Here is a 19,161-nt window from a genome sequence, read left to right on the forward strand (position 1 = left end):
TCCTGAGGTGCCGGTGCAACATTCTTGGGCACGAACGCGGACCAACAAGAATAACGGGAGATTCGCATGTCAATTCTTCAGGCGCCGGCACGAAGTGATGCCATTTCAGCCCTTTACCGCAAGCTCAACTGGCGGCTACTGCCGCTGCTGTTCATCTGTTACGTATTTGCGTATCTGGACCGGATCAACGTCGGCTTTGCCAAACTGCAGATGCAAAATGACCTTGGGCTTTCCGATGCGGCCTATGGCGCGGGCGCCGGTATTTTCTTTCTGGGGTATGTGTTGTTCGAGTTGCCGAGCAACCTGATGCTGCCGAAGGTCGGCGCGAGGAAAACCTTCAGCCGTATTCTGGTGTGTTGGGGCATCACTTCGGCCTGCATGTTATTCGTGCGCAACGTGCCGATGTTTTACGCCATGCGCTTTCTGCTGGGTGTGTTCGAAGCCGGTTTCGCACCAGGCATGATTTATTACCTGTCCTGCTGGTACGGCCCCAAGCGGATGGCGCGGGCCATTGCGATCGTGTTTATCGCCGGCCCGATTGGCGGCATTGTGGGCGGCCCACTGTCTGCGTGGTTGATCACTGCCTTCGAAGGCGTTGGCGGTCTGGCCGGCTGGCAGTGGATGTTTTTGATTGAAGGCTTGCCGTGCGTCTTCCTCGGTGTGCTGACTTTTTTCATCCTTTCCAATCGACCCGCTGAGGCGCGCTGGTTGAGCCATGAAGAGAAGGGCTTGCTGGCCAGTGAGCTGGGTGAATCGACCGGGCGCGTCCATTCGTTCCGTGCGGTGTTGCGCGACCCGAAAATCTACGTGCTCGCCAGCGCCTATTTCTGCATCATCTTCTCGATCTATGCCATGAGTTTCTGGCTGCCGGCAATCCTCAAGGCCCAGGGCGTCAACGACACCATGCAACTGGGCTGGTACGCCGCGATTCCCTATGTCGCCGCCGCCTGCGGCATGTACTGGATAGGGCGCCGATCGGACCGTGTCGGTGAAAGACGCTATCACTGCGCAGTGCCTGCGGGGATCGGCGCGATCCTGCTGCTTCTGTACCCCTTTGCCGACGGCAACCTGATGGCCGCGCTGGCACTGCTGACCCTCGCAACCGCCATGATGTTCATGGCCTACACCGTGTTGTGGGCGATGCCCTCCGAACACATCAAGGGCGAGGCAGCGGCGGGCGGCATCGCCTTGATCAATACCATCGGTCTTTCCGGCGGCTTCTGGGGACCTGCGGTGATCGGCTGGGCAAAAACCGCAACCGGCAGCGCGAACCTCGGCATCGTTATCGTGGGTTGCGTATTCCTGTGCGCAGCGTTGGTGATCCTGTCGACCAAGCCGAAAACGCGTGACAGCGCGGTGCCTGAATACAGTGCGGGTTGATCTGTCACCACCGCGTTCTATGTCATGTTCCGCAAGGAACCCTTTAAAAGAGAGAACTCAAATGCTTTTACACCTGTCGACCTGGGCCGAGATCGGCCAATTTCTTCAACGCAGTCGCACCATCGTGATCCCGATCGGTTCGAACGAACAACACGGTCCTACCGGTCTATTGGGCACCGACTGGATGTGCCCGGAAATCATTGCCGGTGAAGCGCAAAAAAACGCAGACATCCTGATTGCACCGACCTTCAATATCGGCATGGCCCAGCACCATCTTGGGTTCCCTGGAACCATCTCGCTGCGTCCGTCGACCTTCATTGCGGCGATTGGCGATTGGGTGCGCTCGCTGGCCGCTCACGGGTTTGAAAAAATCCTCTTCCTCAATGGTCACGGTGGCAACGTTGCATCGATCGAGGCGGCGTTCTCGGAGCTTTACGCCGAAGCCAGCTTCGCTCGACGCCCAGCAGGGTTCGCGCTGAAGTTGTGCAATTGGTGGGACCTTGAGGGGGTAGGGGAGCTTGCGCGCGAGCAGTTCCCTACGGGGCACGGCGTTCACGCCACGCCGTCCGAGATCGCGGTCACACAATGGGCCTACCCGGATTCGATCAAATCGGCTGAATACTCGCCGCAGATCGCCCCTTGGGGGCCGATCCGCGAAGCGATGGACTTCCGCGCACGCCATCCTGATGGCCGCATGGGCTCGGACCCGGCGCTGGCGACGCCAGAAAAAGGTCGTGACCTGGTCATGCTGGCAGCACAGAGCCTGGTGCGGGAGCTGGACGCTTTCAGCCGCGAATCAATGCCTGGCTAAACAATCGGATCAAGTCTTTTCAATTGGCCAACGCCTGGTATTTCCGGGCGTTGGCACATCCTGTTGAAGCCCGACTATTGGTTACTCAGTGTAATAAGTGAAATTCAGTTCAGGGGCTCTATTGTCGTCTGCTCTAGTAATAAGATGGCGCCATCAAACCATTCCTACTGGAGAATCGCATGAAAAAAACCATTATTGCCGCCCTGCTAACCGCCGCCGCTAACTATGCCAATGCCGGCACGGTGTTGGTTGTACTGTCGGATCAGGCTCAACTGGACCTGAAAGACGGCAAGGTCATGCAAACAGGTTTCTTCCTGAACGAATTGATGCAACCGGTGCAGACCTTCATCGAGGCGGGTCAAACCGTCGTATTTGCCACCCCTAGCGGCAAGGCGCCAGCCGCGGACCAGAAATCCAATGATGTGAGCTTCTGGGGCGGCGATGAAAAGGCCCGTCAGGAAAGTCTCGCGCTGCTGGCCACGCTGAAGCTGACCTCGAAGAGCGGCTCGCCGGCAATCAGCTTCGCGCAGGTTCAGAAAATCGGCTACGACAAGTTCGACGCCGTATTCGTGCCTGGCGGCCATATCCCGATGCAGGATCTGCTGAAGGACAAGCAACTGGGCCAACTGCTGACCAACTTCCATGAAAAAGGCAAGGTCACCGGCTTCACCTGCCATGGCACCATCGCCATGTTGTCGGCGATCCCGGACGCGCACGGTTTTGTCTCCGCGCTGGAATCGGGCAAACAGCCGGCAGCGCCAGCCAATTGGATTTACAAGGGCTACAAAGTCACCGCCTTCACCGACGCGGAAGAGGAGCAGGCCAAAGGTTTCCTCGGCGGCGGCCATATGAAACTGTTCCCGCAGGATGGCCTGACGGCAGCCGGTGCTGACTTCTCCGAAGCCAAGCCATGGAGCGAGAACGTGATCGAAGACCGCGAAGTCATTTCCGGCCAGAACCCACAGTCGGCCAAGGCAGTCGCCGTGGCCATGCTGGCAAAACTGAAGTAATCCTGGACGGCCGTCCCGGGCAAGCCGGGCCGTAGGTGCTGGGGATCGATCTGCTTTGGCTCCAGCACCACCGTCTATCCCGTGGTATTGGGCCGACTAACCAGATACCAAAGTCGTAAGCGACCGGAATCGACTCGGTGAGGCTGGTGACAGACAGAAATCGGCCAAAAGAGGCCTTTGGTGAAAGACAGAAACCGGCTGGATTCACGGTGCGTAACCCGGCGAGCAAGAACCTGCCACCACCTCACGCATTGCTCTTTAAAAGCGGCCTCCAGTGGAAGTAACCGTCTGCGCAACTGCGGTTGGACGTTCCTGTTTGCCTACTTGGAGTCTACGCTTGCCTGATCATTTGTTGACAGGAGGCTTCATGAGCAACTTCCCTATCGTTGCCACGGTTCTTTCGATGTTGTTGGGGCTGTCTGTTACCCGCCTGCTGCTTGGTGCTTTGACCGTTTTCCGCATCCGTCGTGTGGCAGCGCCCGATTGGGTTGCTCTTGTCTGGGCAGTCATGCTTTTTACGACACAACTTGATTTCTGGTGGGCTGTCAATGCACTGCCTGAGGTAAAGGCGTCATACTCATTTCCAGAGTTTTTATTGCTTGTTCTTGCTTGTTCTATTGGCGCTATCGCTGTTTGTTTCTGCCGCCCTATTGCTGCCAAGCCGAAGTGAGGACGAGAAAAATGGCCTTCGTATTTACTTCGAACAAGATGGCAGGTATGCACTTTTATCTCTGTCGATCTATCTATTTCTCGGATTTATCGTAAATATCCTTTTATTTAAGGCATCTCCGATAGCGCTGTGGGCGGCCTTCGACGTTATTATGGTTATTCTTCCTGTCTGTGCATTTGCTGCCAAGTCACGCAAGTTGTATTCGTTTATAACTCTGATTTATGTGCCGCTTAACGCGTTTGACTTAGCCCTCTCACTAACAAACTAAGCCAGTTTTGTAATTATTCGGAATCAACGGTTGTCCCCGAAATTCCGCCTTGGGTCGATTGCTGCCCATCACGGGCAACAACCAGCTAGAAGCTGCCTGTCATCAGGCGGTCGGGCAAGAAGTGACCGGTTAAGCCCGTAATACGGCTAGCGTCATTGTGCCCCCATGTAGTGTCATTTCTGATGCGATTCAGCGCAGCTAAGGCCGTTTCAGCGGAGCTTTTGACCGAAATCAATCCCGACCATTATCGAATAATATAGAAAAACAGTCGTTATATTTTTCCAGCGGCTACACTTGTAAATAAAGCAATTAAATGAGTTTTGATATCTAGATGTTATTTTCCCTGAAAACAGCGCCCTCCCTTTGATCCGGCTAGCGGACTCTACATGAAAATTGAAATTCTTAAGCAAGCGGTTATGGACTCACGAGACGGCATTACCATCTCCGACAATTGCATCGACGACAATCCGTTGATTTTTGTAAATCCTGCTTTTGAGCGCATGACTGGCTACTCCTTCGAAGAAATTATTAACATTAACTGTCGATACCTACAAGGAAACGATCGAAAACAGCCTGAGCTAGAGGTTGTTCACAATGCCGTTAAAAAAGGTGAGTACTGCCTCGTAACCTTGCGAAACTACCGCAAGGATGGAACTATGTTCTGGAACGAATTAAGCATATCGCCAATTTATGATGTGGGCGGGGCTGTAACCAACTTTATTGGAATCCAAAAAGATGTAACACCTAGAGTTATAATACAGCAGCAACTTCGCGACGAGCATCAGTCTCTCGAGGAAATGAAAGTTCACTTCGAGCAATTATCCATAAAAGATGGGCTCACAGGAATTTACAATCGTCGTTTTTTTGATACGCAGTTCGAAATTCAATGTAAAATTGCTTGCCGCAATGGCGACTCACTGACTCTTGCGATGATTGACGTTGATCACTTCAAATCATTCAATGATATTTATGGACATCAAGCTGGCGATGAAGCGCTAATACTTGTCGCAGATAGTTTGAATAAGTCATTCCAGCGAGGCTCTGACTTTGCAGCCAGGTATGGCGGCGAAGAGTTTGTAATTCTGTCCAACGGCATGGAGAAAGACCAGGCCGCTTTGTATGTGAAGTCGCTATGTCAACGAGTGCGAAATTTGAAAATACCGCACTCCGCTTCCAGTACAGGCTACTTGACTATAAGCATCGGTTTTTCAGTTCATACATTTGGTCCACTGCACCAGTCTAAAGTACTACTGGCACAAGCTGATAAAGCTCTCTATATAGCTAAGAAACGTGGAAGAGATCAATATTTTAGTCTTTAGTCCTGTACGTAAATCTAGAAAAATGGCGTTTGTATCATCATGTCGCCCCTCTGAAGGGCACTTTTGGTCGCCCAGGGCTGGTCGTGGCCGGCAGCAATCGACCCAAAGCTGCCGGTCGCGAGAGCTTTCAACCTGTCCCATTCTGGCTATAGGTACGCGGAGCGTGTAACGCTGTTTATGAGCTGACTGTGTGTTTCTTCACCAACGCATCAAACTTTTCCAATGCAGCGTTGAAGTTCACTAAGTCAAAGCTCACCGGCTGGCTGTTGGCGTCCCACCGGGTCGAAACACCCACTTCGAGCTTTCCGGAAACGCTCCAACCAAAACGAGCCCAGCGTACCGTAGCGCCTTCGACAACTTGCTCCGCTACCATCACGGTACAGTCAAAATCCATGTCATCACTGCATACCAATAGCGGGACGATTGTGGAAGTGCCCTCCTGTCCGGGAATGAAGCGCCGTTTCGCAAGCGCATCTTCGTCCTCATCCAACAACCACATCAGAGAAAGACCAAGTTTGGCGACATCTGGATCATTGAGATGACCGGATAGCCATTGCTCAATAGCGACGTCATCGATAGTCAGCCATGCGCAACTACTGCGGGAGAACGACGCTTGGTGGTAAGTGGCATCGATACGGTGAAGCATGGGAGAAGTCCTTCGGAGTGGCCTCGAGCGTCGCTAGCTCAGACGAATTAAAAGATGGGAGTACAAGTCGATTATCGACTTGCTGTCAGCCATGATGGCATGTAGCGAAGCGCTTGCTTTGATGAATGACTGCTTATGGCCGTTTTTTGCCTGTCGTGAAGGGCAGCAATCGACCCAAAGCTGACCTTCAGGTGGGTAAATTTTTGTCACCTCGTGAATGGCATCTTCAAGGACTTTGCGATCCGAGCTAAATTTTTTATGCATTTTTCAGAAACAACGAGCGGTGGTTCGTCAATCATGTAAAGCAGGTGTTCGAACGCTACTCCAGCCTCGTTGTGATCGACATAATCCAGAACTATTTCACCACCATTCTCTAAACCTGCCTGAGCTAATGCATGGTCTTCCGGTACAGGGCCGAGCTGGTCGTATGCAATGGACATCAGCGTCGAGATTTCCTCAAGTGCCTCAACGAAATCGGCCCTCAAGTCGTTGTTAAGGTGGCTCATAACAAACATTCCTTCGATTATGGTGACCTGCGTTCCGTTCCCGGCTGGTCGATTGTTGCCCAAGACCTGGTCTTTGCGCACGCGCTTGGGAAGCTAAGGTCGACTGTCCGCTCTTGGGTCACGCTTTACCCATTTCCTCGTACGAAGCATCGACGAACGTGATGTGCTCATCCCAAGCAGCTTCAGCTAGATCCCGGATAATTTCAGCGAGCGTCTCAACATCCACCCCCCGAGCTTCGATGCAGGCCAAGCGTCCGGGCGACCAGTCGATGACGGAACACTGTGGATACTTCCTTAGCAGTGCGGACAGCGCTTCCTGAGGATGCTCTTTGTGGGTATACATGAAGTCAAAGTACGGGGCACTGGCATTCTGAAGCGGGTACACCAGAGCCCAGGCATTTGATGGGCCGGGAAAGCAAATATGGACATTACGATGCGCCCATTCCGGCCCACTGTGTTTGATGTGGCGAAGTACTTCGATGATCGAATGACAATTGGCTATTCGGATCATGCGATCAGGGTCAAACGTCCAGCCAGGCCCAGGCTGGGTTGCTGCGTTACTGGTCAGAGGTGCAGTCATTCTTGTTTTTCTCTTCATCGCATTACCTTAGGTTCGAACGTCTGCTCTTGGCCGAAAGCGGTCCTTTCTGATGGGTGTTTTTTTGGCCGAAGGGGGAGACGATAAAAAGTCGGCGAAACATGATCAAACCACCGTGGGCCGCAACTCCTGCGCCAGTTCAATCAGTGCGCGCAATCGCGCCGGCACGAAGCGATGGCCCGAGTAGTAGAGCCTCAATCCGCCAAACGACGGGCACCACGGCATCAACACCGGCACCAGTGCGCCGCTTGCCAGTTCTTCTTGGATGAACCACTCGGAAATGAAACCAATGCCAAGGCCCAACACCACGGCCTGTTTGATGGCCAGCACTTCGTTGGAAGCGAAGCACACCGGCAGATCCATCTGCAGCTTCTGGCCATCGCGCTCCAATTCCCACTGGTAGAGGCCACCATGGGCCATGCGCATGCCGATGCTCCGGTGGGTGAGTAGATCTCGCGGATGCTCGGGCACTCCGTGGCGTTCGAGGTACTCGGGCGTTGCTACCACGAGCATCCGGATGTCACCTGACAGTGCCACGGCAATCATGTCTTGCGGCACAGACTCCGCCAGGCGAATCCCGGCGTCAAAGCCACCGGCGATGATGTCGACCATGCTTGATTCGCTGACGATGTCGATGCGCACTTCGGGATAGCGCTGAGCGTACTGCTTCAATAGCGGATCCAACAGCAGGTAGGCCGCACCATGCGGTGCGTTGATGCGCAATGTGCCGCTGGGTTCATCGGGGCCGACGCTGGCTTCTTCGCCGGCACTTTTGATCTGCGCCAACGCAGGGGCGATGCGTGCCACATAGCGTTGCCCGATGTCAGTGAGGGCAACGCTGCGCGTGGAGCGATTGAACAGGCGCACTTTCAGGCGTGCTTCCAGGCCGGCCACCGCGCTGCTCACGGCGGTAGTGGACATGCCCAACTCCTGTGCTGCACCGCGAAAACTGTTGCGTCGCGCAACGGCCAGAACCACTTCCAGCTCGGTCATTCCTGTTCTGTGCATGGATTGTCCTGAATATAAGGATGCTTCATAAGCCAAAGGATGGCTTATCGGAATAATGAACCCTTCTTAGACTTCATCACAGAGGCTCGATTCAGGCGAGTCGTTTTTGAGCGAGGAGTCGCCATGCAACGCATTGAACATATCTACATCAACGGCGAGTTCGTCATTCCACACGGTCAGGAATGGTTCGACCTTCATAACCCGAGCACCGAGGAAGTCATCGGTCAGGTTCGGCTGGGCGATGCACTGGACGCACAGCGTGCGATTGCAGCCGCGAAGGTTGCGTTCCCGGCGTGGGCTCGTACTAGCCGGGAGGAGCGGATTGCGGCACTGCAACGCATGCACCGGGCCATGGCCGCAAGGGAGGAGGAACTGCGGGAAGCCATCCTCGTGGAATACGGCGCGCCTGCGGGTCGCGGGCGCTGGATGGCGACTTATCCGGCCGATGTGATTGCGCAAGCAATCGATGCACTGGAGGTGTTCGATTTCGAGGAACAGGTCGGCATGGCCAGGGTCATTCTGACGCCCGTAGGCGTGACCGGTCTGATCACGCCCTGGAACAGCAATGCGGGCTTCATCTGCAACAAGCTGGCCACCGCGCTGGCGACGGGCTGCACCGCCGTCATCAAGCCCAGCGAGATGAGCGCGCTGCAGACGCAGGTCGTGGTCAGGGCGTTGCACGAGGCAGGTCTGCCACCGGGTGTATTCAATGTCGTCAGCGGACGGGGCGATGTGGTTGGCGAGGAGATCGCCCGTCATCCCGACGTTGCCAAGATCTCGTTCACGGGTTCGTCCGCTGTCGGTCAGCATCTGGTAAGAGCCGGTGCCGACACCATGAAGCGCGTGACGCTCGAACTGGGCGGCAAGTCGCCCACCGTGGTGCTTGACGATGCGGATTTCCAGGCGGTCATGCCGTTGGTGCTGCAAGCCGGATTTCTCAACAGCGGCCAGGCTTGCATCGCGGGCACGCGCATCCTTGTGCCGCGAAGCCGGCTGGCAGAGTTCGAGCGGATTGCGAAGGAGGGTGTCTCAAAGATTCGATCGGGCGATCCACGCAACGCCGACACCGACATCGGTCCGATGGTGAGCCAGAAACAATGGGAACGGGTACAGCGCTACATTCGTACCGGCCAGGAAGAAGGCGCGAGGTTGTTGGCGGGTGGCGAAGGTCGCCCGGAAGGCTTGCATGCCGGATGGTTCGTGAAGCCCACGATCTTCACTGATGGCAACAACCGGATGCGCATCGCACGTGAGGAAATTTTCGGCCCCGTGCTGACGATCATCCCCTACGAGGATGATGCCGATGCGATCAGCATTGCCAACGATACGGACTATGGGCTGAGCGCCCTGGTGCTGGGAAAAAGCTCCGAACGTTGTATGAACATCGCCCGTCAGATCGATTCGGGACGCGTGCTCATCAACACCCTGGCCCACGAACCGCGTGCCCCCTTCGGTGGATTCAAGCATTCAGGCCTTGGGCGCGAAATGGGCAGGTGGGGGATGAGCGCGTATCTGGAGCCGAAGACGTTGATCAGGTATGACCCGTTGAAATGACTGGGTTCTAACCCGGCAGCCGTAGGGCTCATTCTCCTTGCCGCCTCGTTTGTGACACAAAACGCCGTTCGCGAATTTCCGTCGCCTTACGCACCGGTGGCGATCATCCAGACGGCTCTTCAATAATTGGGGAGCAATATGACTTGGCTCAGTGGAAAAGTTGCCATTGTCACCGGCGCCGTGCCCATGCGCCGAGTTAGTAGAAAACCTCACCGCGTAGAGCATTCAGAACGAGCGAGAAGGCTGGAGTTGGCAAACGACGGCTTGGGTAGTACAGGTGATAACCCGAGAACAAAGGACACCAGTCTTCCAGTACCCGTATCAAGCGGCCGTCCTCAATATGCGGTGCAAATTCTTCCTCCGGTAAATAGGCGATGCCTAAGCCGTTAACTGCCGCAGCCGGGACGTGTGCGCTGGTGTTCACAATGACCTGGCCAACGACACGCACGTTGATCTTGCGACCGCGTTTTTCGAATTCCCACGCATCAAGTCCGCCAAGGGTTGGATAGCGTATGTCGATGCAGCTGTGATTCACCAGATCTTGCGGATTCTTTGGCACACGGTTGCTCGCAAAATAGGAAGGCGAGGCCACTGCTGCCATCCGTACCTTGGGACCGATTGGAACGGCGATCATATCTTTATCGACGGTGTCGCCAAATCTGATGCCTGCATCGAAGCGGTCAGCAACGATGTCTCGAAAGCCATAGTTGATATCAAACTCAACCTTGATATCGGGGTATTCAAGGAGCAAAGGCGTGAGTCGCGGAAGGAGGATTGTCTTCAGGACAAAATCACCACAGGTGATGCGCACGATGCCCGCCGGCTTGTCACGAAGCTCGGTCAACGCATCCAGTTCGGCCTCGATCTCGTCGAAACGATGACCAATGGCGTGCATCAGGCGTTCACCCGCGCTAGTCGGCGAAACGCTGCGAGTGGTGCGCGTAAGAAGACGAATCTTCAGCCGCTTTTCAAGCCCGGAAACAGCCTGGCTCAGGGCGGACTGCGTGACACCCAAGTGGGCAGCCGCTCGGGTAAAACTGCCTTCTCTGGCGACCGTCACAAAGGCCAGAAGGTCGTTCAGGTTATGTCGTGGCATCGAAGCCCGCCTATCCAGATTGATTAGCTGTGCTTATAACTACAACAAGATTTCATTAGATTATCAAGCATGACGCATTCCCGGAGAATGGGGCAAGCCTCACCTGTAATCACAGGCGTGGCTCATACCTCTCGCTGATCCAGACCCATTAATCAGGTCGATCAGCACCTGTTCACTGATGGGAGCACCTCATGAGAAAACTCGTTATTTTGCTCGGCCTTTTGATGGCGTCGCTCTCCGCACTGGGAGCCGACATGTCTAACGGAGCCGATAACTTTTACAAAAGTGAGAAGGTCACGGTGAAGAAGGTGACCTTCAACAATCAGTACCAGATGAAAACGGCAGGAAATCTGTTTGTCCCTAAAGATTTGAAACCCGGCAGCAAAAGCGCAGCGATCATCGTTGGCCATCCCATGGGCGCAGTCAAAGAGCAGAGTTCGAATCTGTATGCCCAGAAACTGGCGGAGCAAGGATTCGTGGCCCTTGCCATCGATCTGTCGTTCTGGGGCGAAAGTGATGGGCAACCGCGCAACGCGGTTTCGCCGGAAATCTATGCTGAAGACTTCAGTGCAGCCGTGGATTACCTTGGCACGCAGACATTCGTTGATCGAAACCGGATCGGTGTCCTGGGCATTTGTGGCAGCGGGAGCTTCGTCATCAGCGCTGCCAAGATCGACCCTCGGATGAAGGCCATTGCCACGGTCAGCATGTACGACATGGGCGCAGCCAACCGAAATGGCCTGATGCATTCCGTCACTGTCGAGCAAAGGAAGCAAGCTATCGCCGCGGCTGCCGAGCAGCGCTATGTCGAATTCACCGGAGGCGAAACCAAGTACACCAGCGGAACTGTCCATGAGCTGACGGACAAGTCCAACGCAATCGAGCGCGAGTTCTACGATTTCTACCGCACGCCACGCGGTGAGTTCACCCCCAAAGGCCAGTCACCGTTACTGACCACTCACCCGACGCTGACCAGCAATACCAAGTTCATGAATTTCTATCCGTTCAACGATATCGAAACGATCTCGCCGCGCCCAATGCTGTTCATCGCCGGTGAAAATGCTCACTCCCGTGAGTTCAGTGAAGAGGCCTATCGTCTGGCTGGTCAACCCAAAGAGCTTGTCATCATTCCAGGTGCGGGCCACGTGGATCTCTATGATCGGGTCGATCTAATCCCGTTTGCCAAGCTGACCTCGTTCTTCCAAACCAACCTTAAGTGACACTGATCGCTGGGCTATCAGGCCATGCGCTCTCAACAGGCGTTGGCGCTTTACGTATTGAAGGAGATCAGATGAGCAGCACTGCCTTACCTATTCAAGCCGCGAGCCGACAGGTATGGGGAGCCGTCCTGGCGATGTCGCTGTGCGCCTTCGCCTTGGTGACTTCGGAGTTTCTGCCGGTGAGCTTGCTCACACCGATTGCGACCGATCTCTCGCTGACAGAGGGGCAGGCCGGACAAGCGATTTCAATCTCTGGCCTCTTCGCGGTCGTCACCAGTCTGTTCACCTCTTCAGTCATTCGCCGGCTCGACCGAAGACCCGTTTTACTTTTCCTGACAGCCTTGATGATTGCCTCTGGCACGCTCGTCGCTTTTGCCCCGAACTACTCGACCCTGATGGTGGGTCGAGCCATTTTGGGGATCGCCATTGGTGGCAGTTGGTCAATGTCGACCGCCGTCATGATGCGGATTGCCCCCGAGAGTTTCGTGCCTAAAGCCATCGCTTTGATCCAGGGCGGTACCGCGCTCGCCACTGCAGTCGCAGCCCCCATTGGCAGTTTCATGGGCGGGCTGATCGGCTGGCGAGGTGCATTCTTCTGCGTGGTTCCGCTCGCCGCACTGGCGCTCTGTTGGCAGGCATTCACGTTGCCGAAAATGCCTGGCCAAAATGAGTCCGGATCTGCACTTGATGTGTTTCGGCTGTTAGGTAGCGCCAAAGTCTCGCTGGGCATGGCCGCAGTGGCATTTTTGTTTATGGGGCAGTTCGCGTTATTCACCTATCTGCGTCCGTTTCTAGAGTTGGTGACCCGCGTTGATGTGTCTGGACTCTCCCTGCTATTGCTGATTATCGGAATGGCCGGATTGGTGGGCACCATGGTGATCGGCTCGGTGTTGAACAGAAGCCTTTATCGAGTGCTGATGATCATTCCACTCCTGATGTCGGGGATTGCTGCGGCTCTACTCGTCTTCGGCAGCTCGATGTGGGCAACAGCCGCTTTGCTGGGTGTGTGGGGTCTGATTGCTACGTGCGCACCTGTGGGCTGGTTCACATGGCTATCACGCACGCTTCCGCGGGATGCCGAAACCGGAGGCGGTTTGATGGTGGCGGTTATTCAGTTGGCTATCACACTCGGCGCGACGCTGGGTGGGCTGCTTTATGACGGAGCTGGCTACCAGGCTACGTTCATCGCGAGTGGAGTATTTCTTCTGGTGGCTGCCGTGCTTGCACTGTTCGTATCACGATCGGATCGGCCCCCATTACGATAACAATGCCGCTGTTGTGTGGGGGAAGTGTGTGCATTTGGGAAGAAACTTCGTGCATTGGTGGCGGCAGAGAAAACGGGACGCTTGGCGTCCCGTTTTTTGATGGCGGTGGTATCAGCCTCCCGCGCGTTTGTTCAACGCCTCTTCAGCCGCAGCGATTTCAGCCTGGCGCTTGACGATCAAATCGCCCATCGGCGGGCCCTGGAAGCGGCGTGCTTCGAAGCCGAACCAGACGATGGCGGTCAGCACCAGAAAGCCGATGGTGATGTACAGCGCCCACTCATTCGGTGGTTGGATGCCGATGATGAAGATGATCACCATCGACAGGATCGAGAGCAGGGCGAATACGGTGTACCAGACGCGGCCCATGTTCCACGGTCCCATGGTCGGCCATTTCGACGTGCCGTAGGCAAACAGGCCGAGGACGATGGGGATGACGAAGGAGAAGAACAGGAAGATCACCGTGCAGGACACGACGATGGTGTAGACCGGCGTTTCACCGATGGATATCACCGACGATCCCCACACGAATAACACCGCGAGGGTGGCGCCGGTCCAGATCGCCGCCACCGGGCTGCGCAGGGTTGGCGAGACCGAGGACAGCGCCTTGGAGAAGGGCAGGCCGCCATCGCGGGAGAAGGCGAAGATCATGCGTGAGACCGAGGTTACGGTCGCCAGTCCGCAGAGGAATTGCGAGATGAAAATGGCCACGTAGAGCGCCGTTTTTACCGTCGGGTTCACTTGCGTGTCCATCGCCCAGAAGAACACGGTCCAGCCATGCTTCGCGGCTTCGTCCATGCTTGGCAGCATCAGCACGAAGGAGCTGAGCATGACCCAGCCGAACAGCAGCGACCAGACCACCGACATGACCATGCCGCGGGGCACGGACATGGCGGCGTTGCGGGTCTCTTCCGAGGTGTGCGCGGAGGCGTCGTAGCCGGTGATGGTGTAGATCGGCAGGAGCAGGCCGAGCATGAAGATCCAGCCGTTCGAGACCTGCGGCCAGACGCTGCCGCCCGCTTCGCCGGAGTAGTTGCCGAAGGTCCATAACCGGGCGAATTCATAGCTGGGTGCCGAGATCAGGCAGACGATGGTCAGCGCCAGTGCGGTGGCGAAGATCAGGTAGCCCGAGAAGTCGGTGAGCTTCGCGGTCAGGCCAATGCCCAGGTGGTTACACAAGGCTTGGAGGCCCGTGAGGATCGCCAGGAAAATCACCCGTGTCGTGGTGGTGTCTTCCATGCCCATTGCCGGTCCGAAGGCGCCGAAAAAGAAGTAGTAAGTGCCGACGTTGATCGCGCCGAGCACGGTCACCAACCCCAACAGGTTGAACCAGGCCGTCAGCCAGCCGGTGAAGCGGTTACCGAGAATCGAGCCCCAGTGATAGAGGCCGCCAGCGGTGGGGTAGGCGGAGGAGATCTGCGCCATGGCCATGGCGAAGACCCCGGAGATCAGGCAGCCGATGGGCCAGCCGATGCCGATGGCCGCGCCGCCTGCGCCAGACGTGCCCTGGGCGAGTGAGTTGATGCCACCCGAGAGGATGCAGATGATCGAAAAGGAAATGGCAAAGTTGGAGAAAACGCCCATGCGTCGCGAGAGCTGCTGGGCGTAGCCCATGCTGTGCAGCACCTTGACGTCATCGTCTTGCGGCGTGCTCGTGCCGGGCTGACTTGCTGGATTCATGTTGTGTGCCCCTTCAGGTTTTGATACGCATCCATCCGGGTCCCGGACGGCCTGGCTTTCAACCCCTTGTCGTACTGCTCCTTTTCCAACCGGTACAACCTGCCCATGCATGGACAGGCAACAGCTCTAAATACGGCCGTGATACGCCGCCGCGAAAATGTTTGCCGCGCCTTCCCGGGTCAATGGCAACGGGTTGCCGCCGGCAGAGGGGTCGACAATCGCCATGTCCGCGATCAGATCGGCTTGGCGATCATCCACGCCCAGCTCCACCAATGTATGCGGCACGCCGATGTCTTTGCGCAGTTTGAGGATGAAGGCCAGAAAGCTGTCGAAGCCGGGCGAGGGCAGGCGCAGATAAGCCGCCAGGCGCGTGATGCGTTCTTCGATGGCCGGGCGATTGAATTGCAGGACGTAGGGCATGAAGGTGGCGTTGGTCATGCCGTGATGGGTGTCGTACAGCGCGCCGACCGGATGCGAGAGGGCGTGCATGCCGCCCAGGCCTTTCTGGAATGCCGTGGCGCCCATCGCGGCGGCGGCGAGCATTTGCGCACGCGCATCCAGGTCCGACGGGGTGTGGACGGCCCGCACCAGGGCGCTGGCTACCAGGCGCATGCCTTCCACCGCGATGCCGTCGGCCAGCGGGTGGAAACCGGGGGCGCAGTAGGCTTCCAGGCAATGCGCCAAGGCGTCCATGCCCGTGCCGGCGGTGACTTTTGCCGGCATGCCGACGGTCAGGGCCGGGTCGCTGATGACCACGCGCGGCATCATTTTCGGGTGGAAGATGATGCGTTTGGTGTGGGTGCGTTCGTCGATGATCACTGCCGCGCGGCCCACTTCCGAACCCGTGCCCGCAGTGGTCGGCACTGCGATGACCGGGGCGATTTGGCTTTCGTCGGCGCGTGTCCAGTAGTCGCCGATGTCTTCGAAATCCCAGACAGGCCGGGTCTGGCCGCTCATGAAGGCGATAAGTTTGCCCATGTCCAGACCGCTGCCACCGCCGAAGGCGACCACACCATCGTGTTTGCCGGCGCGCCAGGCATCGAGCCCGCCCGCGAGGTTGGCTTCGACCGGGTTGGGTTTGAGGTCGCAAAACAGCGCGACGCCAAGGCCGGCATCACGCAAGGAATCCAGCGCCGCCGTGGTGATCGGCGCACGTGCCAGGCCGCTGTCGGTGACCAGCAACGGTCGCTGGATACCCTGGCTGCGACAGACTTCGGCCAGCTCGCTGATGCGGCCGACGCCGAAGCGGATGCTCGTGGGGTAGTTCCAGTTTCCGGTCAGGCTCATGGCTCAGATCTCGTGGCGCAAATGGAAGGATTTTGCTCGGGTCAGGTGTTCGTAACCCAGGCGCGACAGGGTCACGCCGCGGCCGCTGTTTTTCACGCCGGTCCAGGCCAGGGCCGGGTCGAGGTAATCGCAGCGGTTCATGAACACGGTGCCGGTGTCGATCTCGTTGCCGAGGCGTTCGGCGGCGGCGAGGTCCTGGGTCCAGAGGGAAGCGCTGAGCCCGAACTCGCTGTCGTTCATCAAGGTGATGGCTTCGTCATCGCCGGCCACCGGCATGATGCCGACCACCGGACCAAAACTTTCCTCGCGCATCACCGACATCTGATGGGTGACGTCGACCAGCACCTGCGGCGCGAGGTAGGCGCTGCCCGGTGCGTCGAAGGAAAAGGCTTTCGGATCGATCAGTGCCCTGGCGCCTTTTGCCAGCGCGTCGGCGATCTGGCCGCGCACGAATTCAGCGGCGCCCGGGTTCACCAGTGGGCCGAGGGTGGTGGCTTCGTCCAGTGGATTGCCCAGCACGTATTGATTTGTCAGTGCGACGAAGCGCTCGACAAACGCCGGGTAGATTTTTTCATCGACATAGATGCGTTCGACGGCGCAGCAGCTTTGCCCGGAGTTGAAGAAGCTGCCGTCCACCAGGTTTTCCACCGCGTGGTCGAGGTTGGCGTCTGCGCGGACATAGGCCGGGTCCTTGCCGCCGAGTTCCAGGCCCAGGCCGAGGAAGCGGCCCGTGGCGGCGCTTTCCATGGCTTTGCCGGCGTCGACCGAGCCGGTGAAGTTCACCTGATGCACGCGACCAGAGGCAATGATCGACGCGGTCTGGCGATGATCGAGCAGCAGGTTCTGGAACAGGCCTTCGGGCAGATGGGCGCGGCGAAACGCCTCGGCGAATCGTTCACCCACCAGCAGCGTTTGCGAAGCGTGTTTGAGGAGGACGCTGTTGCCGGCCATCAGCGCCGGAATGATCGTATTCACTGCCGTCAGATAGGGGTAATTCCACGGTGCGACGACCAGCACCGTGCCGAGCGGCTCACGTTTGATATGCCGTCTAAAACCGGCAACTGGTGTGGGCTCAACGGCCGCCAACGCTTCAGGCGCAATGGCGATCATATGCCGGGCGCGCTCTTCGAACCCGCGCAGTTCGCCCGCGCCAAAGCGCACCGGGCGGCCCATTTGCCAGGCCAGTTCCGGGACGATCTCGTCCTTCATGGCCAGCATCGCGTCCACCGCAGCCGTGCAAAACGCGGCGCGTTCGCTGAGTGGCCGGCGCTTCCATTGGGCCTGGGCGGTGGCGGCGGCCGTCAGTGCCTGCTCGATCTGCGCAGCATCGGCAAAGCGACGTTCGACATAGACCCGGCCATCGACCGGTGAAATGAGTTGAATCGTTGCAGTCATGATGGCGGTCTCAATAGCGCTCGAAACCGCGCTGCAATTCCCAGTCGGTGATGCGCCGGTCGTACTCTTTCTGCTCCCATTCGGCGGTGTGCACGTAGTGGTCGATCACTTCATCACCGAACGCTTCGCGCAGCATCGTCGAACTCTGAAGCGCGGCGCAGGCTTCGCGCAACGTCTTAGAGACTTCAGGCAAATGTTCGTCGACGTAGGCATCGCCTTCGAAGGGCGGCGTGAGGGTGAGCTTCTCGTCGATACCCGCCAGGCCTGCGGCAATCAATGCGGCGAAGGCCAGATAAGGGTTGAGGTCGGCGCCGCCGATGCGGCATTCGATGCGGATGGATTTGCTGCTTTCCGCGCACAGGCGAAAGCCTGCGGTGCGATTGTCGCGGCTCCAGACCGCTCGGGTCGGCGCAAAGGTGCCGGCCTGGAAACGCTTGTAGGAGTTGATATAAGGCGCGAGAAAACAGGTGATGTCGTTGGCATATTTCAGCTGTCCGGCCACCCAGGCGCGCATCAGTTTCGACATGCCGAACTCGGCCTTGGCGTCGAAGAACAGCGGCTTTTTGCCGTTCTTGTCCCACAGCGAATTGTGGATGTGGCTGCTGGAACCGGCGGCGTCGTACCGCCACTTGGCCATGAACGTGATCGCCTTGCCTTGCAGCTGCGCGATCTCTTTGCAGGCGTGCTTGATGATGACGTGGTGGTCGGCCATGGTCAGCGCGTCGGCGTAGCGAATGTTGATCTCTTCCTGGCCCGGCCCCCATTCACCCTTGGAGTTTTCCACGGGAATGCCGGAGGCCTGCAGATGCTTGCGAATCGCCCGCAGCACCGGCTCCTCGCGGGTGGTCTGGAGGATGTTGTAATCCTCGATGTAGTGGCCGGCGGTTTTGGGTTGGTGGTAGTTGCGTTGGTGGATGGCTTCGTAGCTTTCGTCGAACAGATAGAACTCAAGTTCCGAGGCGAACATGCCGGTGTAGCCGCGTTCGCGCAATCGTTCGATCTGCTTTTTCAGGATTGCCCGCGGGCTGTGCGGCAGGTCGCGCCGATGGTGATGATCGAGCACGTCACACAGCACCAGCGCCGTGCATTCGAGCCACGGCACTCGCCGCAACGTCGACATGTCGGGCTTGAGGACAAAGTCGCCATAGCCCTTGCTCCAACTGGCAGCGGCGTACCCCGGCACGGGTTCCATGTCGATGTCGTCGGCCAAGAGGTAGTTGCAGCAGTGGGTTTCTTCATGGCCGCTGTCGATGAAAAACTCGACCTGGAATCGCTTGCCGACCAATCGGCCTTGCATGTCGACCATGCAAACAAGAACAGTATCAATTTCGCCGGAGGCGGCAGCACGCTTGAGTTGATCAAAACTGAGGAGGGGCTCGGTCATCACGTAGTCCTGCGTGAAATGGTTGGGCCTGTCTGAAATAGCTGTTGCAGACGCTCTCCAGAACAAC

At 57.3% G+C, this 19,161-nt stretch carries 16 protein-coding genes and 1 pseudogene; 8 read left to right on the plus strand and 9 right to left on the minus strand.

Annotated elements, in window-relative coordinates:
- Positions 1-66: 66 nt before the first annotated feature.
- From ACA049_RS11530 to ACA049_RS11550, 5 genes and pseudogenes are all read left to right on the plus strand, one after another.
- Positions 67-1,380: an MFS transporter gene (locus ACA049_RS11530; protein WP_497335483.1), complete on the plus strand. Its 1,314-nt coding sequence runs from the start codon at positions 67-69 to the stop codon at positions 1,378-1,380.
- A 61-nt stretch (positions 1,381-1,441) separates the two neighbouring features.
- Entirely contained in the window at positions 1,442-2,191 is a 750-nt protein-coding gene (locus tag ACA049_RS11535; protein WP_109629537.1) for a creatininase family protein, read from the plus strand.
- Positions 2,192-2,370: 179 nt separating this feature from the next.
- Positions 2,371-3,201 carry a type 1 glutamine amidotransferase domain-containing protein gene (locus tag ACA049_RS11540; protein ID WP_497335485.1) on the plus strand — a complete coding sequence of 277 codons (831 nt, stop codon included), beginning with the start codon at positions 2,371-2,373 and terminating at the stop codon, positions 3,199-3,201.
- A 367-nt stretch (positions 3,202-3,568) separates the two neighbouring features.
- Positions 3,569-4,139: pseudogene (locus tag ACA049_RS11545) on the plus strand (hypothetical protein).
- 386 nt (positions 4,140-4,525) lie between these two features.
- On the plus strand, positions 4,526-5,458 hold the full coding sequence (locus ACA049_RS11550; protein WP_497335487.1) for a GGDEF domain-containing protein: 933 nt from the start codon (positions 4,526-4,528) through the stop codon (positions 5,456-5,458).
- Between the two features lie 175 nt (positions 5,459-5,633).
- Here the strand turns inward: ACA049_RS11550 and ACA049_RS11555 are convergent, their stop codons facing one another.
- The 4 genes from ACA049_RS11555 to ACA049_RS11570 all read right to left on the minus strand — a co-directional run bounded on the left by ACA049_RS11555 (position 5,634) and on the right by ACA049_RS11570 (position 8,216).
- The gene (locus ACA049_RS11555) at positions 5,634-6,104 is read right to left on the minus strand and encodes a hypothetical protein (protein ID WP_497335489.1); all 471 of its coding nucleotides are present in this window, start codon (positions 6,102-6,104) and stop codon (positions 5,634-5,636) included.
- Positions 6,105-6,310: 206 nt separating this feature from the next.
- Complete coding sequence (locus ACA049_RS11560; protein WP_497335491.1) at positions 6,311-6,610, minus strand: MafI family immunity protein; 300 nt, start codon at positions 6,608-6,610, stop codon at positions 6,311-6,313.
- Positions 6,611-6,728: 118 nt separating this feature from the next.
- On the minus strand, positions 6,729-7,190 hold the full coding sequence (locus ACA049_RS11565; RefSeq protein WP_497335493.1) for a hypothetical protein: 462 nt from the start codon (positions 7,188-7,190) through the stop codon (positions 6,729-6,731).
- Between the two features lie 123 nt (positions 7,191-7,313).
- Positions 7,314-8,216 carry a LysR family transcriptional regulator gene (locus ACA049_RS11570; RefSeq protein ID WP_497335495.1) on the minus strand — a complete coding sequence of 301 codons (903 nt, stop codon included), beginning with the start codon at positions 8,214-8,216 and terminating at the stop codon, positions 7,314-7,316.
- 123 nt (positions 8,217-8,339) lie between these two features.
- Here ACA049_RS11570 and ACA049_RS11575 point away from each other — a divergent pair, with 123 nt between their 5' ends.
- The gene (locus ACA049_RS11575) at positions 8,340-9,770 is read left to right on the plus strand and encodes an aldehyde dehydrogenase family protein (protein ID WP_497335497.1); all 1,431 of its coding nucleotides are present in this window, start codon (positions 8,340-8,342) and stop codon (positions 9,768-9,770) included.
- 196 nt (positions 9,771-9,966) lie between these two features.
- Here the strand turns inward: ACA049_RS11575 and ACA049_RS11580 are convergent, their stop codons facing one another.
- A complete protein-coding gene (locus ACA049_RS11580) occupies positions 9,967-10,866 on the minus strand; it encodes a LysR family transcriptional regulator (RefSeq protein ID WP_497335499.1) in 900 nt (299 codons plus the stop codon).
- Positions 10,867-11,057: 191 nt separating this feature from the next.
- On the opposite strand from ACA049_RS11580, the gene ACA049_RS11585 reads away from it, so the two are divergent.
- Positions 11,058-12,086 carry an alpha/beta hydrolase gene (locus tag ACA049_RS11585; RefSeq protein ID WP_497335501.1) on the plus strand — a complete coding sequence of 343 codons (1,029 nt, stop codon included), beginning with the start codon at positions 11,058-11,060 and terminating at the stop codon, positions 12,084-12,086.
- A 71-nt stretch (positions 12,087-12,157) separates the two neighbouring features.
- Entirely contained in the window at positions 12,158-13,351 is a 1,194-nt protein-coding gene (locus ACA049_RS11590) for an MFS transporter (RefSeq protein ID WP_497335503.1), read from the plus strand.
- A 111-nt stretch (positions 13,352-13,462) separates the two neighbouring features.
- Here the strand turns inward: ACA049_RS11590 and ACA049_RS11595 are convergent, their stop codons facing one another.
- The 4 genes from ACA049_RS11595 to ACA049_RS11610 form a co-directional block, all read right to left on the minus strand.
- Entirely contained in the window at positions 13,463-15,028 is a 1,566-nt protein-coding gene (locus ACA049_RS11595; RefSeq protein WP_497335505.1) for an amino acid permease, read from the minus strand.
- A 126-nt stretch (positions 15,029-15,154) separates the two neighbouring features.
- Complete coding sequence (locus ACA049_RS11600) at positions 15,155-16,315, minus strand: iron-containing alcohol dehydrogenase (RefSeq protein ID WP_497335507.1); 1,161 nt, start codon at positions 16,313-16,315, stop codon at positions 15,155-15,157.
- A gap of 3 nt (positions 16,316-16,318) precedes the next feature.
- Positions 16,319-17,710 (minus strand): aldehyde dehydrogenase family protein, encoded by a 1,392-nt coding sequence (locus tag ACA049_RS11605; RefSeq protein WP_497335509.1) that lies wholly within the window; start codon positions 17,708-17,710, stop codon positions 16,319-16,321.
- 10 nt (positions 17,711-17,720) lie between these two features.
- On the minus strand, positions 17,721-19,094 hold the full coding sequence (locus ACA049_RS11610; protein WP_497335511.1) for a glutamine synthetase family protein: 1,374 nt from the start codon (positions 19,092-19,094) through the stop codon (positions 17,721-17,723).
- Positions 19,095-19,161 lie beyond the last annotated feature (67 nt).

The sequence above is a fragment of the Pseudomonas sp. LBUM1662 genome, from assembly GCF_059695915.1.

Coding starts and splice junctions, on each gene's coding strand:
- ACA049_RS11530 (WP_497335483.1), top strand. CDS start 67: ATGTCAATTCTTCAGGCGCCGGCACGAAGTGATGCCATTTCAGCCCTT.
- ACA049_RS11535 (WP_109629537.1), top strand. CDS start 1,442: ATGCTTTTACACCTGTCGACCTGGGCCGAGATCGGCCAATTTCTTCAA.
- ACA049_RS11540 (WP_497335485.1), top strand. CDS start 2,371: ATGAAAAAAACCATTATTGCCGCCCTGCTAACCGCCGCCGCTAACTAT.
- ACA049_RS11550 (WP_497335487.1), top strand. CDS start 4,526: ATGAAAATTGAAATTCTTAAGCAAGCGGTTATGGACTCACGAGACGGC.
- ACA049_RS11555 (WP_497335489.1), bottom strand. CDS start 6,104: ATGCTTCACCGTATCGATGCCACTTACCACCAAGCGTCGTTCTCCCGC.
- ACA049_RS11560 (WP_497335491.1), bottom strand. CDS start 6,610: ATGAGCCACCTTAACAACGACTTGAGGGCCGATTTCGTTGAGGCACTT.
- ACA049_RS11565 (WP_497335493.1), bottom strand. CDS start 7,190: ATGACTGCACCTCTGACCAGTAACGCAGCAACCCAGCCTGGGCCTGGC.
- ACA049_RS11570 (WP_497335495.1), bottom strand. CDS start 8,216: ATGCACAGAACAGGAATGACCGAGCTGGAAGTGGTTCTGGCCGTTGCG.
- ACA049_RS11575 (WP_497335497.1), top strand. CDS start 8,340: ATGCAACGCATTGAACATATCTACATCAACGGCGAGTTCGTCATTCCA.
- ACA049_RS11580 (WP_497335499.1), bottom strand. CDS start 10,866: ATGCCACGACATAACCTGAACGACCTTCTGGCCTTTGTGACGGTCGCC.
- ACA049_RS11585 (WP_497335501.1), top strand. CDS start 11,058: ATGAGAAAACTCGTTATTTTGCTCGGCCTTTTGATGGCGTCGCTCTCC.
- ACA049_RS11590 (WP_497335503.1), top strand. CDS start 12,158: ATGAGCAGCACTGCCTTACCTATTCAAGCCGCGAGCCGACAGGTATGG.
- ACA049_RS11595 (WP_497335505.1), bottom strand. CDS start 15,028: ATGAATCCAGCAAGTCAGCCCGGCACGAGCACGCCGCAAGACGATGAC.
- ACA049_RS11600 (WP_497335507.1), bottom strand. CDS start 16,315: ATGAGCCTGACCGGAAACTGGAACTACCCCACGAGCATCCGCTTCGGC.
- ACA049_RS11605 (WP_497335509.1), bottom strand. CDS start 17,710: ATGACTGCAACGATTCAACTCATTTCACCGGTCGATGGCCGGGTCTAT.
- ACA049_RS11610 (WP_497335511.1), bottom strand. CDS start 19,094: ATGACCGAGCCCCTCCTCAGTTTTGATCAACTCAAGCGTGCTGCCGCC.